At 35.8% G+C, this 17,268-nt stretch carries 15 protein-coding genes; 3 read left to right on the top strand and 12 right to left on the bottom strand.

The features are described 5' to 3' along the window. The first annotated feature begins 271 nt into the window (after window positions 1-271). The gene (locus M5A78_RS19755; RefSeq protein WP_248736997.1) at window positions 272-535 is read left to right on the top strand and encodes an EAL domain-containing protein; all 264 of its coding nucleotides are present in this window, start codon (window positions 272-274) and stop codon (window positions 533-535) included. A gap of 237 nt (window positions 536-772) precedes the next feature. On the opposite strand, the gene M5A78_RS19750 is transcribed toward M5A78_RS19755, so the two are convergent. The 5 genes from M5A78_RS19750 to M5A78_RS19730 form a co-directional block, all read right to left on the bottom strand. Further along, on the bottom strand, window positions 773-979 hold the full coding sequence (locus tag M5A78_RS19750) for a hypothetical protein (RefSeq protein ID WP_248736996.1): 207 nt from the start codon (window positions 977-979) through the stop codon (window positions 773-775). Between the two features lie 99 nt (window positions 980-1,078). Then, the gene (locus tag M5A78_RS19745) at window positions 1,079-1,291 is read right to left on the bottom strand and encodes a hypothetical protein (RefSeq protein ID WP_248736995.1); all 213 of its coding nucleotides are present in this window, start codon (window positions 1,289-1,291) and stop codon (window positions 1,079-1,081) included. Window positions 1,292-1,782: 491 nt separating this feature from the next. Continuing rightward, window positions 1,783-2,094, bottom strand: coding sequence for a hypothetical protein (locus M5A78_RS19740; protein ID WP_248736994.1), 312 nt, complete (start codon window positions 2,092-2,094; stop codon window positions 1,783-1,785). 900 nt (window positions 2,095-2,994) lie between these two features. Continuing rightward, window positions 2,995-3,150, bottom strand: coding sequence for a hypothetical protein (locus tag M5A78_RS19735; protein WP_248736993.1), 156 nt, complete (start codon window positions 3,148-3,150; stop codon window positions 2,995-2,997). Between the two features lie 153 nt (window positions 3,151-3,303). After that, the gene (locus tag M5A78_RS19730; RefSeq protein WP_248736992.1) at window positions 3,304-4,791 is read right to left on the bottom strand and encodes a sensor domain-containing diguanylate cyclase; all 1,488 of its coding nucleotides are present in this window, start codon (window positions 4,789-4,791) and stop codon (window positions 3,304-3,306) included. A 465-nt stretch (window positions 4,792-5,256) separates the two neighbouring features. On the opposite strand from M5A78_RS19730, the gene M5A78_RS19725 reads away from it, so the two are divergent. Together M5A78_RS19725 and M5A78_RS19720 are read left to right on the top strand one after the other, a co-directional pair. After that, entirely contained in the window at window positions 5,257-6,468 is a 1,212-nt protein-coding gene (locus tag M5A78_RS19725) for a C40 family peptidase (protein ID WP_248736991.1), read from the top strand. Between the two features lie 113 nt (window positions 6,469-6,581). Further along, on the top strand, window positions 6,582-6,719 hold the full coding sequence (locus tag M5A78_RS19720) for a hypothetical protein (protein ID WP_248736990.1): 138 nt from the start codon (window positions 6,582-6,584) through the stop codon (window positions 6,717-6,719). A gap of 347 nt (window positions 6,720-7,066) precedes the next feature. Here the strand turns inward: M5A78_RS19720 and M5A78_RS19715 are convergent, their stop codons facing one another. The 7 genes from M5A78_RS19715 to M5A78_RS19685 all read right to left on the bottom strand — a co-directional run bounded on the left by M5A78_RS19715 (window position 7,067) and on the right by M5A78_RS19685 (window position 17,047). Next, entirely contained in the window at window positions 7,067-8,974 is a 1,908-nt protein-coding gene (locus M5A78_RS19715; protein WP_248736989.1) for an Ig-like domain-containing protein, read from the bottom strand. Between the two features lie 920 nt (window positions 8,975-9,894). Then, on the bottom strand, window positions 9,895-10,923 hold the full coding sequence (rfbB, locus tag M5A78_RS19710) for a dTDP-glucose 4,6-dehydratase (RefSeq protein WP_248736988.1): 1,029 nt from the start codon (window positions 10,921-10,923) through the stop codon (window positions 9,895-9,897). Between the two features lie 17 nt (window positions 10,924-10,940). After that, the gene (locus M5A78_RS19705) at window positions 10,941-11,618 is read right to left on the bottom strand and encodes a GNAT family N-acetyltransferase (RefSeq protein WP_248736987.1); all 678 of its coding nucleotides are present in this window, start codon (window positions 11,616-11,618) and stop codon (window positions 10,941-10,943) included. Between the two features lie 36 nt (window positions 11,619-11,654). Further along, window positions 11,655-12,557, bottom strand: a complete 903-nt coding sequence (gene rfbA / locus M5A78_RS19700; RefSeq protein WP_248736986.1) for a glucose-1-phosphate thymidylyltransferase RfbA — start codon at window positions 12,555-12,557, stop codon at window positions 11,655-11,657. Between the two features lie 15 nt (window positions 12,558-12,572). Then, window positions 12,573-13,706 (bottom strand): dTDP-4-amino-4,6-dideoxygalactose transaminase, encoded by a 1,134-nt coding sequence (gene rffA, locus M5A78_RS19695; protein ID WP_248736985.1) that lies wholly within the window; start codon window positions 13,704-13,706, stop codon window positions 12,573-12,575. 84 nt (window positions 13,707-13,790) lie between these two features. Then, window positions 13,791-15,242, bottom strand: a complete 1,452-nt coding sequence (locus tag M5A78_RS19690) for a lipopolysaccharide biosynthesis protein (protein WP_248736984.1) — start codon at window positions 15,240-15,242, stop codon at window positions 13,791-13,793. A 503-nt stretch (window positions 15,243-15,745) separates the two neighbouring features. Continuing rightward, a complete protein-coding gene (locus tag M5A78_RS19685) occupies window positions 15,746-17,047 on the bottom strand; it encodes a glycosyltransferase family protein (RefSeq protein ID WP_248736983.1) in 1,302 nt (433 codons plus the stop codon). Between the last annotated feature and the right edge of the window lie 221 nt (window positions 17,048-17,268).

The following is a 17,268-nucleotide window of genomic DNA, read 5'->3' as shown; positions in this document are numbered from 1 at the left end:
TCCCAAAAGCCCTCCATCTACTCTCTTTTTCTATAGATGGGAGGCTATTTTTTTCACGGGAAGCCTTACTCGAGGGTACTTCTATTAGCAACTGGGAAGCTCAATTTTTACGTAAGGACGGTTCCTTTATTGATGTAAATGTCTCGGTTTCTCCATTATGGGATTTCGATGGTGAGATTAATGGTTTTTTCGGCGATTACAGGGGACATATCTGAAAAATAGCAATATGAGCAGAAGTTAATTGAACTCGCCTTTTATGACTCGTTAACTGGTGCCGCCAATTGAAATTCAAAGTGTTTTTGGCGAGGATGGACCAGAGAATCAAGCGATTATCAAGTCGATTGTCGCTTTAGAAAAAGAACTAGGGATACTGATCATTGCCGTCGGTGTTGAAACCCAAGAGCAAATTTCCTATTTAATGGCGGCCGACCTAAAATATGCCCAAGGCTACTTTTTCAGCAAACCATTGCGGGCGGGGGAAATAGAGCAGCTTGGATTTTTGCGGATAGATTCGGAGGGGCTGGAAGTTTTTTGAGTTTAGAAGAGTGTGCGCAAAGAATATGAATTTTAACAGCCTTTTTTTGCAAAAAAATATCCGGCAAAATGCCGGATGTGCAATAAAAAATATTTATACGGGGGGCATGAGAAGAAGATGCAATAACTCCTTTTCATGCTCTCATTATAATTGCCAAACATGAAAAAACTATTAACAAACGATTAAAAAAATCTTATCTATTCAGAGGGTACTTGGAAGAGCACCCCTGCTCCTAGATTAAACAAAAGTGGTATAAACGATCACAAGTATAAATGCCCCAAAAATAATTCTTGAGAGAGTCAGCGTGAATTTCTCAAGGGTTTCCGCATAATCATGCCAAGTCTCCCAAAACGGTCTCTCTCTATCAAATACGTATTTTAAAAACGCAAACGGCCAGGTAATGGCATAATGTAACAGCGCCAGGACGACTGTCCCTTCCAGCATCGTAAGAATCCCTTTTATTGTTGCCCTCTAGAACCTCCCACGACTAAAGTCACGAGTGTGCGGGCGCCACTTCCTTTTGGGCAAACTACCTGATTAAGATTATTCCCCCGACTTCTCCTGCATCACCTTGATTAGAGTATCTAGCTTCTCATTTCTTTGCTGATCCAATTTCGTTTTTTCATTCATGAACCTGATCGTCCGGACGATAAAGTAAATACTGAACCCCAATATTAACAAATACATTAATATAGGAATAATAGCAAACATTCCAAATACACTACCCATTCCATTCATTCCATCCATTCCATCCATATAAATCCCTCCATGTTTGTAAACTAATACCAATAGTATACAAGACTGCCCTAGGATTATCCAAGTTATTCTTTGCCCAGGAACCGGTATTCCAATCAAGGGACAATTTTCGTTGATGTTGAAGGGGGCTACGTAGGTTTTCTATCGAAAAAAGTGAGCTAACGCCGATGTAGAAGCGGTCTACTTAGGTGTTCTCCCTAAAAAAGAGAGTAAAAGCCGATGTAGAAGGGCTCTACTTAGGTTTTCCACCGAAAAAAGAGAGTAAACGCCGATGTAGAAGGGCTCTACTTAGGTTTTCCACCGAAAAAAGTGAGCAAATGCCGATGTAGAAGCGGTCTACGTAGGTGTTCGGCTAAAAAAGACGAGCAAAAGTCGATGTAGAGAGGGTCTCGTAGGTGTTCTTCCGAAAAAAGAGAGTAAAAGCCGATGTAGATGGGCTCTATGTAGGTGTTCTACTTGAAAAAGCGATCAAAAGTCGATGTAGAAAGGGTCTACGTAGGCGTTCTACTTGAAAAAGCGATCAAATAAATAATAAAAGTCATCGGTGTTGTTAAAATAATAATTGTCCTAAGTTTCCTCCGTTCTTTTTCATCCTTTGATGAAATAAAAATGTATCTTCTAACTCCAAGAGCTAATATCACAATCCCAAAGGCAGTTGATAATAATACAAGAAAAAAATTAGAATTTGGAAAAGCTTTTGCTGTGACTGGGATTTCCACCAACGTTTTTAATGAGAAGTAAAAGATAATAAATAAAAGCAAATTGTAGATAAAAATGACTATCCAATTATTAATACGACTCATCCACAGTTCTCCTTTGCTTCCTGAATTTCTATCCTATATGTAATTGACCTCACTATTAGGAATGCTCCAATAAAAAATAATATTGCACCACATAATCCAATGTGGTTAATTAGCGGACCCGTCATAAATCCAATACCTATAAATGGTGTATGTTTCCAAGTTAAAATTTTGTATAACAATGTATACCCCTCCATTCTCTACTTCTGTATATTGTATTATTAATTATTCTATAATATTGGAAAATTTTCCTTCTTAAAATAAACTGGACAGTTAGCGCAATCAGAAAAAGGCTGCCGTAACGGCCTGGCCTTTTTGAATTCAAGAACCCATATAGTGGAAGTACATTTTTTCACAATCTTTATATTTATATTGGCATAAATATTCAATAATCTTGTTTTTCGAACACCTAGTCCATATTTTTTGTATCAAATTGTTAGTAAAAATGTATTTGATTTGTAGAGGTACACCAGCCATTGCACCATAACAAATTAATATACATTTTCCTATGCATATTTCAGTAGAAATTACATAGAAATCGCTATATATACCAATAAAAAATGACTATCAAATTTGTATATTTTTGATAGTCATTTTCTTTAATTTTTAATGCTTGCTATAGTTAACGGAACCCGTTAGAATTATAAAACTCTCTTATCAACCGGCGTTGGTCTCTTTTCCACACTACGGGCTTTATGAAACTCTCTTATCGACCGGCGTTTGTCTCTTTTCCCCATGACGCGAAGACAGTGGTGAAGTTCGATGAAATTTTCATCTATGAAGTAACTGCTTACGTAGTTCTCCTAAGTAGACTTACGCGTACAGATTAATGGATATTCATTCTTGTTAGTCAAAAAAGGCCGCCGAAGTTCACTCCGACAGCCTTATGTATCGTATATATAATTAGCACATCACTAGACTTTTCAAATCCATTTTTAATTCTTCCATTAATTTTTCCAATGTTAGTTCATTTTCATTCATGCCCTTATCATATGCCTTTTTCACGATTTCCGAAAAATCTATGACATTCGAACTATTTTCTTTTCCATCCTGCTCCAATTCCCAATATCCTCCTTCCGATTGTATTAGTTACATATTTTACTAGAACCGCATTCGATTGTAAATACATTTCCAGTTGGATATTGTGGATAAGCTGTGAATTGTATCAGAATTGGCGGGGTTTGCGAAAACAGCCTTTCAAAAAAAGCTGGTTTATATAGTGGAACAAAGTGTTACATCATTTGAAACGACGGTGTTTCTGCCATTATTCTTTGCTTGGTACAATGCTTTGTCAGCTAACTTTAATACTTCATTGGGTTCTATGTCTTTCTTCGGAACTATAGATGCTACGCCAAGGCTAAGGGTTACATATGTGTTTACTTCAGATTTTCGATGTGGTATTTTTAAAGATTCTATTTCAGCTCTGATACAATCTGCGATATAATAGGATTCTTTTGCGTCTATGCCAGGCAAAATAATGCTGAATTCTTCTCCGCCATATCTTGCTAAGACCGTTTTACTATCATCCAATAGTTCTTTTGCTTTTTTTGAAATGAGAATAAGGCATTCGTCACCCTTTATATGTCCGTAATAATCATTATAGGATTTAAAACTATCCATATCGAAAATAATAATCGAAATCGGCTTTTCACTCTGCATCATGGAAACCCAATATTGTTGAAGCATCCTATCAAAATAACGGCGATTATAGAGGGAGGTAAGGCTATCGACATTTGATAAATACTCCAGTTTTTTTTCATTCTCCTTACTTTTTGTAATGTCTGTTCGAATATTAATGAACTGAAATGGCTGTCCGCTCTTATCTAAAAATGGAACAATCGTTGTATCCACCCAAAAAAAGCCTCCACTTTTTGTTTTATTTCGAATCTCGCCTCTCCATACCTTACCGTCCAAGACAGTATTCCAAAGGTCTTCAAAAAATTCTCTTGAATGATAATGACTATTGAACACTCGCATCGGTTTTCCCATTATTTCTTCTAATGAGTATCCTGAAAGTTGACAAGCTTTTTCATTCGTATAGATAAGCATGCCGTGTTTATCGGTAATTTGCACAAGTGAGGATTCATCCAGTGCAAATCTTATGTCCTGAAAGTTTTTGATGGTTTCAAGTAATTTCTCCTCATCTTCTTTTCTTTTTGTTACATCCCTGTATACTAGCACCACGTGATCCGTTTCACCGTGTTCATTACTGAATGGACTTGCATTAATTTCTATATTAATCCAGTATCCGTTTTTATGTTTCATACGAAATTCTGTTTCAATCTCTTCCCCTTTAGTAAAAACGGATTGAATTAACGCTACGACCTTCTCCTCATCTTCCGAATGAATTAACTGATAAAAATTAGTTGTTGTCGATACTGCACCTATATTCCTTGCATGTGAGGGTGAACAGGATTGTATTACTCCCTTCTGATCAATAACAGCCAACATTTCCGTCATATTTTTGGCAGCTATTCGTTGTTTTTCTTCCTCCTGTCGAATATGAAGAATCAATTGTTTAGACTTTATTAGATGATGTACGAGAAGACTAATACAAACACTTCCTATAATGGTTTGTACAGCAAAAATAAAAAGGTGATTTGGTGACAGTTCATTTTTTACAACAAAAAACAAAAAAAGGGAAGCAGTAATGTGAAAGAGATTGGCAATCCCTTTATAAAAAGTCATATTATTTTTCAATTTATTCACCCGCTCTTTACAGTAAATGAGAAACAATAATGTGAAACTCCCATCAGTGGGGGTTTTCCTTCATCCAGCCCTAATGGGTAGTCCGTTCTAATGTGGGTCAGCGATTAGAGACAGTACAAGCTCAATCTAATTGGTTACAATTTCCGATTAATTTTATAGAAAAATAAGATATGAAGCAACTAAATAGTTTATGAAAATTCCGCAAATATAATTTGGGTCTCTAGTTCTATTAAATTATGGTCACCAATATCCTCGTTTGGAGACACTTTTTCCCCTCAGATAAACTATCCTCTTTTCGTAATCACTCAATTTCCCCCAGCATCTTTCGACCTCTTTACCCATTTTCTATAAAATGCACAGCTAAACATTGTAAACTTTTTCAATTATTTACCGATAATAATAGTAAAATATGGTTAAATTTATATAAAAATGAAATATATGAGGTGATTTTACTAGATGAAGAAAACTATCGTTCGTACTTTATCGACAACCGCACTATTTTCGACCCTGTTTGCAGGTTCTGCCCTCGCCGATACATATAAAGTCCAAAAAGGTGACAGCCTATCGAAGATTGCCTCGAAATATAAGACTAGTGTCAATGAAATCAAGACGCAAAATGGGTTGAAATCCGATTTAATTTATGAAAACCAGATTCTGCAAATTAACTCTGGACCAGCGTCTGCAACCGTACAAGCTGTCCAACAAACCACCTATACCGTTGTCAGCGGTGATGCCCTAATCAAAATTGCCAACCGTTATAATGTTACCGTCGGTGAGCTGCAGCAGTGGAATAATCTGAGCAGCACGCTGATTCTTGTCGGACAAGTACTGAAGGTGTCCGCTCCCGGCCAAACCGTGACCGTAACGGCACCAAAGCCAGCACCAAAGCCGCCGGCACCCGTGACTCCGCCACCGACAACAACCACACCAGCACCGCAAACTCCTACAAGTGAGTATACCATCAAAAGCGGTGACAACCTAAACAAAATCGGCGTGCAATTTGGGATGACCGTGCAACAGTTGAAGACGTTGAATAATCTAACTTCCGACATGATTTATATCGGACAGAAGTTGAAGGTTACTGGGCAGACGACAAAACCTATACAGCCACCGGCAACGACCACTCCACCTGTCAATGTGAGTGAATATGTTGTACAAAGCGGTGATACTCTCGGAAAAATTTCCGTGCAATATAACATGTCCGTTCAGGATTTGAAATCGCTCAACAATCTTACTTCCAATATGATATATATTGGGCAAAGACTGAAGGTGTCAGGTACCACGGTAGCTCCACCAACGACTAATTTTGCGACGCAAATGGTCAGTGTGGCTAAAAGCTTAATAGGGACGCCATATGTTTGGGGCGGCAGCACTCTTTCCGGCTTCGATTGCAGCGGGTTCATTTATTACGTAGCGAACCAAGCAGGCACGAAAATCGGCCGCTTTTCTGCAGCAGGCTATTACGATCGCAGTTACTACGTGGAACAGCCTAAGGTCGGCGATCTTGTATTCTTTGAAAATACATATCAAAAGGGAATCTCCCACGTTGGCATCTATCTCGGCGACAATCAATTCATCCACGCCGATGAAAAGTACGGCATCATGATTTCCAATCTAAAAAGCACGTACTATACCGCCCACTTTTCTGCTTTTAAGAGACTCTATTAGAAATATACGCCAGCCCTCTATTTGAAGGCTGGCTGTTTATTTTCAAATGCTTGTATAAAAGTTTAATAGTTTGACAATAATGATGATAGTTCCATAATCAAGGGGGAAAGTTGATGGAGGAAAATAAATTGTTATTGTCTGAGTTTGCCAATGAAGATGGATTCGAGCTTAACAGATATCTTACCCAGTTGTTTGAATATTTCTCTACTTTACCAAAAAGTGAAAACACAAATACCGAGCCAGCCCCGTAATTGCGAGGGCTGGCTTTTGAGAGTGTTCGATGGGGAGAAACGGGTAAAATGAGGATTTCGACGGGTAAATTTGGAAAACTGACGGGTAAAATTTAAAAAAAGACGGGTACTACATTCAGTAAATCCTGATTTTTGACGGGTATTTCGTTCAAAGTGACGGGTAAATATGAAATCGACCCTAAAGAAGGAACTAAATTAGGGTTCTTTTAGGCAAAATCCCCTAAATTAGGGATTGTTACTTGTGCCAGGCTAGGCTCCTAAGGGGGTGCATGGCTGACGAGGAGTCTTGGGAAAGTGGCAAGTAATATAAAAACCTCCCTTGACCTGTGCCAAGGGAAGTTTGAGGTTTATTTTCGGATCCCGTTACTATTAAAATAATAGGATTTTCCGGAGATTTTGACCCTGCCCGTGACCATTGCGCCACTGCTGTTCAAGTAATACACATTTTTTCCAATTTTCAACCAGCCTATCCACATGGCGCCGTTGCTATTTAGGTAGTACCAGCTTTTTCCGCTTTTTAACCAGCCGGTTTTCATTGCGCCGCTGCCATTGAAATAGTACCAGGTGGTGCCTACTTTTTGCCAGCCCGTGACCATCGTGCCGCTGCTGTTCAGGTAATACCATGTTGTTCCATACTTCAACCAGCCTGTTTGCATCACGCCAGCTGTGTTGGAATAGTACCAAGTTGCGCCGACCTTATACCAGCCTGTTTTCGGAATATATGTGGCCGGATCGTAATAGTACCATTTTCCGTCTTTCTTCGCCCAGCCTGAAAGTTTTGCTTTTACGATGTAAATGGTTGTTTCATCACTTGTGTTTCCAGCTTTGTCGGTGGCGGTAATGTATAACGGTCTTTCTGCCCATTGGGTTGGAATCTTGACGGTAAATTTACCATCTAGACCAGCAGTGGCCGTGCCAATTACCGAAGTACTGCCATCTTTCACGACTATTTTGGAATCTGGTTCTGCTTGTCCGGTGACGGATGTATCCCAATCGGTTACTTGATTGACTACCGGTTTTGCTGGTGCGGTAATGTCGGCATTGGGATTATCAATCGTAATTTCGCTTATTCCAACTTTCCCGCCTTCGTTCCCTTCGGTATCCCTTGTAGCTACATCAACCCGCCAAACACCTGGTCCATCATTGAGTTGGACGCGGTAAGAACCCACCCATTTTCCGGTACTTTTATCAAGAGTTAAAGGAATTCGACGGGTTTGAAATGTGGTGAAGTTTGAAAGTTGCACGTTTACTTCCTTTACACTTGACTCCTTATCTGTAACCGAAGCGTTAAAATGAATTTCCTCGTTTGGCTTTCCGATTAACGAATTCACTTGGAAGTCCAGCAGTTCAGGAGGCGTATAATCTCCGGTTGGTTTTTGATACTGCAGCACTTGGTCAATTTTTGCAGAGCTTTGGTTACCAGCCTTATCATAAGCCTGAATATCAATAAGATAGGTTCCGTCTTCTATGTACCTATCAAATCTAAAAGTTGTTTCCCATAATCCGGTGAAAGGATTTTTTACAAGTTGTGACTGATAGCAATTTTTATTACAAAGCAGCAATCTGGCTGTGTCGACACCGGATTTGTCATCCGTTATGTTTGCTGTCACCTTTAGTTCATCACCCAGGCTGACGACAAGCTTGCTTATGGTGATATTGTCAACCTTTGGTGGAGTATAGTCCACATCCTCATTGGTGAACTGAAAGCCTTGGTCTGCATTGGTCACGGTATCGGTCCAGTCCGTGATTTGTAAGGTTACCTTCCAATTGCCTGGAGTGATATTTCCTTGAAACATATAGGTGAATGTCCACTCATCCTTGCTACTGTCGTATGTTAGCGGCGATCCGACCTTCGTCCAACCGTCCGGATGAAGAAAATCACCCTTTACGGACTTTATGCTCGCACTATCGGTTACTTTGAGAGAAACCTTAAACGGCTCCCCCGGCTTAACGACTGGCGGATCAATCGTAATGCTGCTCACAATCGATGAGCCGATAATTCCATACGGGTTACTAATTGAATTTTTGTCGGCTGTCTGCAATTTAGCAAGATTACTCGTTACTGTTTGGTTGTTGCTACCGGTTGCTTCGACATTGGTTTGATTGCTCTTGTTCATGATTTCATCAGTAGCTTGGTTGCTCTTGTTCGTGATTTCAACACTGTTTTCATCGCTTCCTGCGCCTGTGTTTGCAAGCCCCACACTCGGAAGACACAACATCAAACTCAATAATGAAAGAATTACTTTTTTGCCCAACTTCATTTCCTCCTTTTTCTATGATTACCTAATTTTTAAATAAATTTCCATTTATTATTCTATAACTCTATCATAGTTTTTCCTAGGGCATTTTTCAATTTGATTATTTGTTTTTTTTTTGAAAAACGAGGAGGTATTTTGTGACCTCAATTTGTTGAGCTGGTATATTTTTATTTGTTGGGCAAGTTCCTTTAAGCAATGAGGAGAATGGTGTTTTGTCTGCCATTGTGAGTAGTTCGATGGGGTTGGCGTGTAAATCGGGGATTTCGAGGAATAAATCGGGAAAACTGACTGGTATTTAAAAAGGTTACTTAAAATGATCATTAAGTCTAAAGTTAGATAAAAAAACTGGCTCTTTCTTTTGATCGAACTCACTATTGGACAAATATCACTCCCAAACCACCTTTATTGGCTTTTAGTCCCTTTGTGTTGTTTTTATTCAATATACGGCTATTTATCATGCGTACCGGTAGGTACGCTATTTTTTATAATTCGGGCTTACCTTAAATCAGTAAATAGTTAAGAGCACTCAAAAAGAATTTTTGAGTGCTCTTAACTTGATGGCTATGGGGTCAGGCCCCTTTTTTTCTTATTTGAACAATGAAAGGATAGATCTATTTAGCTTTCGTCATGGATTTATACTTCCGTAAGTTAATCGGTTGGGATCTCACGAAGCGAATAAGAGTAACGCTTCACGCTTGTATGATTGCAAATAGTTTGGACTTATTTGTCTTTTGTGGGTTCCTTGCCCAACGATAATAAAAAGTACTTTCTTCACTGACCAACAAGATGTTAAGGTTATCTTGCCTCAAAAAACAAGTGTAGCGGAACTAAAATTAAAACTTTCATTGACTAATAAATAAAGTAACCACTATCCATTGATAAAAGCAAAGATTCCAGTCCAAAAAGTATTATTTAAATCAGTCATTACTTAACGAATACTGTTTTTTAAAATAATCCTGATATTCCCCACTAAGAATTTGTTCCCACCACCATTTGTTGTCAAGATACCATTCAATGGTCTGGGCAATACCTGTCTCAAAGCTGTATGTTGGTTTCCAACCTAACTTCTCCAATTTAGTAGGATCAATAGCATAGCGCTTATCATGGCCTAAACGGTCCGTTACAAATTCAATTAACTCTTCTGATTTTCCTAAAGCAGTAATGATTGTTTTTACAACTTCTAGGTTAGTTCGCTCATTATGACCGCCGACATTATATACTTCGCCAGTAGTCCCTTCATGCAAGACAAGGTCAATTGCTACACAGTGATCTAGTACATGCAACCAATCCCGGATGTTTTTTCCATCACCATAAACTGGTATCTTTTCATCATTTAAGACTCGAGAGATCGTTAATGGGATTAACTTCTCTGGGAAATGGAACGGTCCATAGTTATTTGAACATCGAGTAATATTGATTGGGAGACCAAATGTTTCATGATAAGCCCGAACCAAGAGGTCTGATGACGCCTTACTTGCACTGTATGGGCTATTTGGTTGTAACGGAGTTTCTTCCGTAAATAATGTGGTTGGATCGAAATCTAATTCCCCGTAGACTTCGTCTGTTGAAACATGCACAAATTTACTAACACCAAATTGCTTGGCTGCATCTAGTAGGACCTGTGTTCCCAACACATTGGTATGAACAAATATCTCTGGCTCCGTAATTGAACGGTCAACATGACTTTCTGCTGCAAAATGGGCTACATAATCAAACTTTTCTTTTTCAAAAAGAGACATTATTGCATCACGATCAGTAATATCTGCTTTAACAAAATGATAGTTTTCTTTCTTCTCTATATCGCGATGCTTGGCTAAATCACCCGCATAAGTTAATAAATCTACATTGTAAATGTCATACAGTGGATATTTGTTCACCATATGTTGAACAAAATTGCCACCAATGAACCCTGCTCCGCCAGTAATTAATATTTTCACCCTTTTCATTATTCCTCCCAAGAATGTCAACTGTTAAATTTATGATATACATCAATAGGATTATTAAACTTAAATCCTAAAGAGTTATAGAGATTTAATGCCGCTAAATTCGTTGCTGAAACAGATGTAATAAAAGAACCATAATTGTTTAGAATAACTTTACAAGATTCACTCCAAAAGTACTTTGCAAGTCCTTTGCCTTTTACACTTTTGTCTAATCCCGTCAACAATAAGTCATTACCTTTATATGCCATAAAACCAACCGCATTGTCTTCGTATAAACAAACATGTATTACTCCCTCGTCAAAAATTTGCTTAAACCAAGACATATATCTCTTATCTGCATCATCGTTATTAATATTAAAATCCCTATGGAATCTTCCATGTCGGAATAGACCATCAAACATATCAGTGAATAATTCCAAGTCATAATCAACATGATTTGTATCTATTCTTAAAGTATCTTTTTCGAATTTAAAGCTTTTAAAATTATCTTTTTCACAATTAGGTTGTATTAATGTATCTACATAATAAAACCCATATCTTTGCAATAATGATTTATCACTCAACGGATTGACCTTGATTGTAAAGTGACCTTCTTTATCATCCGTTTGCTTTAATACTTCCTCATTATAGGAGACAATATCATAACACTTAATTCCAAACGTCTTAGAATCCCATGGAATAAAGTTAATTCCCAACATCAGTCACACCCCTATGAATTCTACCTTAATATATGGTCAATCTAGGTAATCCACTTCTTGAATATCTGTTTTTCTTTCATTTGTGATATCTATTAAATACTGACCATAATCATTTTTCGATTGAGAACTTGCCAAGTACAACAACTGTTCTTTGTTTATATATCTATTTCTATAGGCAATTTCCTCTAAACAAGCAATTTTATATTTTTGACGTTTTTCAATATTATAAATTAATTGGGAAGCCTCTAACAATGATTCATGTGTTCCTGTATCTAGCCAGGCAAAACCACGCCCTAATAATTCCACCTTCAGATGCTTCTTTTCTAAATAAACTTTATTAATATCTGTAATTTCTAATTCGCCTCTTACTGATGGTCGAATGCCCTTAGCGATATTCACAACATCATTGTCATAAAAATATAAACCAGTTATTGCGAAATTAGATTTCGGGGATATAGGCTTTTCTTCCAAAGATAGTACGTTATAATCTTTATCGAATTCAACTACACCAAATCGTTCTGGATCTTTCACGTTATAACCGAACAATGTTGCTCCTTCAGTCCTTTTAGTTACCCTTTTTAACAAATTAGAGAAACCTGGTCCAAAGAATATATTGTCTCCTAAAATTAATGCAACGGAGTCGTCCCCAATAAACTCTTCCCCAATAATAAATGCTTCAGCAAGGCCATTTGGTACTTCTTGAACTGCATATCTGAGTGATAGCCCTATTTCATTTCCATCTCCTAGTAGTTGTTCAAATCTAGGTAAATCCTCTGGGGTTGAGATAATGAGTATTTCCCGTATTCCTGATAACATTAATACAGAAAGAGGGTAATATATCATGGGTTTATCATAAATAGGCATTAATTGTTTCGATATTACTTTTGTTAGTGGATACAATCGAGTCCCTGATCCACCTGCTAATATTATTCCTTTCATTGGATACCTCCTCTTTTATTTGGAATAAAACTCATTTATGGCATCTACAACTTGTTCTATTTCTTCTTTCTTTAATCCAAAATAAAGAGGTAATCTTACTAACCGTTCGCTTTCTTTTGTAGTGAAATTATCTATACCTCTAAACTCACCGAACTCCAACCCTGCAGGGGCTGAATGAAGAGGAATATAATGAAATGTAGCAATAATTCCATTATTTTTAAGATGTTCTATTAATTCTGCTCTCAATTGTGAATTCTCAACCTTGATATAAAACATGTGTGCATTATGAGTGCAACCTTCTGGAATCGTCGGCAAGGTTATAAATCCCTTTTTCTCTAATTCACCTAAAGAATTGTAATATTGATTCCAGCTGTTTAATCTGTTGTTATTTACTAAATCCGCCTCTTCTAGTTGTGCATATAAAAACGCTGCATTCATATCGCTTGGTAAGTATGAAGAACCTAAATCTACCCATGTATATTTATCAACTTGCCCCTTAATAAAATTACTTCTATTAGTACCCTTTTCTCTTATAATCTCAGCACGCTCTATAAATCTTTCCTGATTAATTAAGAGCGAACCACCCTCACCCATACTGTAATTTTTTGTTTCATGAAAACTAAAACATCCAAATTGTCCAAATGTCCCTAACCTTTTCCCCTTATAACTAGACATTACACCTTGTGCAGCATCCTCGATAACAAAGAGATCATACTTTTCAGCAATTTCTAATATTTTATCCATTTCACATGCTATACCTGCATAATGAACCGGCACAATTGCTTTTGTTCTCTTTGTAATTGCTTGTTCGATTAAATTTTCATCTATATTCATAGTATCTGGCCTTATATCTACGAAAATAATTTTTGCTCCTCTCAATACAAAAGCATTTGCAGTGGAAACAAAAGTATAAGAAGGCATTATAACTTCATCACCTTCCTTTATTTCTGCCAATATAGCCGCCATCTCTAAAGCATGTGTACAAGAAGTTGTTAATAATGATTTCTTTACATGAAAGTTCTCTTCAATCCATTTATTGCATTTTTTTGTAAATTCCCCATCACCACATATTTTTTTATTTAAGGTGATCGCATCATTCAGATAATCTATTTCATTACCTAAAACAAGCGGAACATTAAAATTAATCATCCTGCTTCCCTCTCCTTCGAAATCATCCAATAGCTTAGAATTAACTTTGACTTTATTAATAAAAACACCCAATATAGAGTTTTATTAAGAGTTGGTACTAGTGTGTTTACTCTTCTTTATATATATAGCAAGTAAATATTCGTGGATTAAAGAAAAAACTCTTCTATATAATAATGAGTACACTACGATTAAAACTATTCCAAAAAAAATGTGAGAAATATTATAAGTTACAAAGGTTGAATAAAATGCATAAAAGGTTAGCAAAGATAATGCTATCATAAACTTTCTTATTTCAAAATTATACTTTATCAATTTTTGCGAAAAGATGGTTTTTAATAAAAAGAATATAATATAAGAAAAACCTATTGAAATGGATGCCCCTTTAGCACCTATACGTGGAACTAGAATGAATAATAATATAACATTACAGGCTAAAGTGATAATTGATACAAACACATGAAATTTCGGTTTGTTTTTGAAGTTTATTCCTATTTGTGTAGTTTCAGATACAGTATTTAATATTGGAAAAAATATTAAAAAGGGTATAATAAACGAAGCATTCCTGAAACTTTCACCTAAAAAAAGAACAAAAAGGTTTTTACTCACTATAGATAAAACTCCGATTTGTAGCATACAAAATGATATAATGTAATTTATTCTTTCAAAGAAAACTTTATCGGCCGGGTTATCATTGTATCTTTGAAACGCGACAGGAGTCCAAAATGTCGTAAAGGAAGATTGTATTATTGATAACATTCCAGCTAAAGTCATTGCCGCAGAGTATATTCCTAATTCCGCATCAGAAGCCCAAAGTTTCAAACTAAATCTATCTAAAGTTTGAAAAATAAGATTTACTAATAAAGAAATTAGCATTGGTACAGCAAAATGAGTTAACTTAGGAAAACTAGTCAAATTAACCTTAGTTATGGTTTTGGGATTTAGAAATTGTTTCTCGATTAAAATAGCAATTAATAGTGTGAGAAAATTCCCAATTACCATAAAATAAAGAACTGTTTCCAGGCTTATTGATCCGGTTTTTAAAACCAACAAAATTAAGATAAAAAAGAGGAATAGGCTCTTGTTTGTTACTAGCAAAACTGAATATAACTTACCTTTTTGCTGCATTCTTGTAACTAACAGAAGGAAAGTGTTCGCTGCTAAAAAAAGCGAATTAATAATAAGTAAAAAATTGGTTGATTGGGATCCAATACCACCATAATTAAATACCTTTAGGAACATCAGATACAATAGAGGAATTAAACCGCTAATCACAAGTGGGATAATCATACATCTATATAGCAATGTACTTCGGTTTTCAACTTTTTCTTCATTATAAAACTTAACAAAAGACTGATCAAAACCAAATAAGATTATTATTGAAAAAATATTGGATGTTATCACAAATAAAGAATAGTTACCATATTCTTCTGGAGTAAGTATTCTAGTCAATAAAGGAATAGAAATAAAACTAATTAAAACAATAGCTACACTTCCGTAGGCAAAATTAATAAACTTTCTAAATAAACTCTCTTGCATCTTTATCTCCCTAATTGATTAATTCATTTATAATAACTCTACTTTCGCATCTTGAAAGCGAATTCAAAGTGGTACTGCTACAGTCTTATAACGTCTTAACTCTATTGCTTTACATCGAGTTTAAGACGTGAAAAAATACCTCGTTCTTTGTAATAGTGCTTCCTATGCTTTAATGGACACATGGTCCACTCATCAAGCCCCTGATCACAGCAATTGTTGATCGGGGGCTTGATGTTATTGGAATGATCAAGAAGGGAAATCAACGATATCAAGTCGGTGGGGAATTGGTATCGTTAATTGATCTGTACCGATTAGCTACACCTATTCAGGGAAACAAAAGCATATTATGCTCGAATGTCAAGACAACAAAGAATGACATTACTGTTAAAGTTGTGCCTATTTTGGACTGGGAAAGATAAGTAATAACAAAACAAAAAATTCTAAATCAAAATAATACTAAATATATTCACTTTATATAGAAAACCATATCACCTTTGATTATCTTAATTCTTTCCTGCTAATAAAGAGTAAATACTAAAGAGCACTCTTAATAGAATATTTCTTCTATAGATTTTTTGACCAATTCCTCGAAAAAGGGATTTATTGGAACATGAAATAAAACTTTCAATTTGTTTGTCCTGCGAATAGTTCTCCTCAACAAATTCTCTAGATCTCCGGCTGTAAACTTCTAACAGATGTTGATTGTTAATAACTTCACTCAAAAGTTCCATTAATTGATGTCTATTATTTAGTGGTTGTCCTACCATTTCAAAATAATACCCATCTCCAGCGTCTCCTTCAAAAGTATTGAATAACCATTCAGCTTTAAGTTTATCTATGTTTTTATTATCAACACTATCTATGACAATTGATGGCAATCCTACTTGCGCCATCTTCTTTACACTTAATCCCATGCCAATTCCTAAATGATATTCCTTCATTACCCCAGATAAATCTTGCGGACTTACATAGCTTAAGAAATTCACTTCTATATTCTTAGAAGAAATATTATTTTTTACATAAAGTGTATTCTTCTTTGAACCGTAACCAATAATATCAAAGGAAATATCCATATCCGTATTTTGTGAGATACTGTCTAAACATTTACTTATGTGTATTATTGCCTCGTTTTTCCATTCGTCAAATCGACCACACCACAATACCTTTATCTTTCCGTCTAGAGTATAAGTTATTTCTTGGTATGGTTTCTTTATATCTTCGATTGGAAAGGTACATATCTTTTCTGGTGATAGTTCTGTTTCATAATACCAACTATTAAATACAGGAACTATTCTTCCACCATAAAAGTCAGCATCTTCCTTAAAAAGTTTACTTAAGAGTGATTTCTGATAGAAATATTTACTGTTTTTAATCTTCCTTTTATGGAAGCCACTGTTTTTATATATCTTTAATGTTTTGACCCAATCTTCTGGGTGTCCCCAGATATGAAATATACGATAACTTGTATCTTCGGCAAATAATAGTAATCCTAATTGAAGATTATCAAAGAAAGGGCAGATTACTGTTGTAACACCATTGCCCATTTTCCTGGTTATATGCTGATAACAATAATCTTTTAACTTTTTGATGTCACTATTTAATAAGTATTCTACCGGTTTATTTATTCCTAAGTTAATGATCTCAATATTACTTTTATTTATTAATTCTTGATGATAAATAGTCGTGTTCGTTTTTGTTAAAATAAAAACTTTATTACCATCTGAGGTTAACTTCTTAACAGTTTCAATAATAAAATTTTCTATGCCTCCCAATGTTTTACCCGTTTCAACAATGATGTAGTTCATAGCTTCTCCTTATTTAAAACAATATACTCTTATATGGTTCAAAAAACTGATATGTTTCTTTGCCACTTAGAATAATTGAATTAATATTATATATGGAATATAGAATAATAAAAAGCAGAAGGATTATCTTAAATACTTTATTTTCCGTTCTATTGAAAATAATAGCAAAAATTAGGATTTCAAATACATTATAATAAGCAGATCCTCTATCACTTATTAAG

This window comes from Neobacillus rhizosphaerae, assembly GCF_937468385.1.
Classification (GTDB): Bacteria; Bacillota; Bacilli; order Bacillales; family Cytobacillaceae; genus Neobacillus; species Neobacillus rhizosphaerae.
The sequence above is the reverse complement of the archived record's forward strand: the minus strand, read 5'-3'. Positions and strand labels throughout refer to the sequence as shown.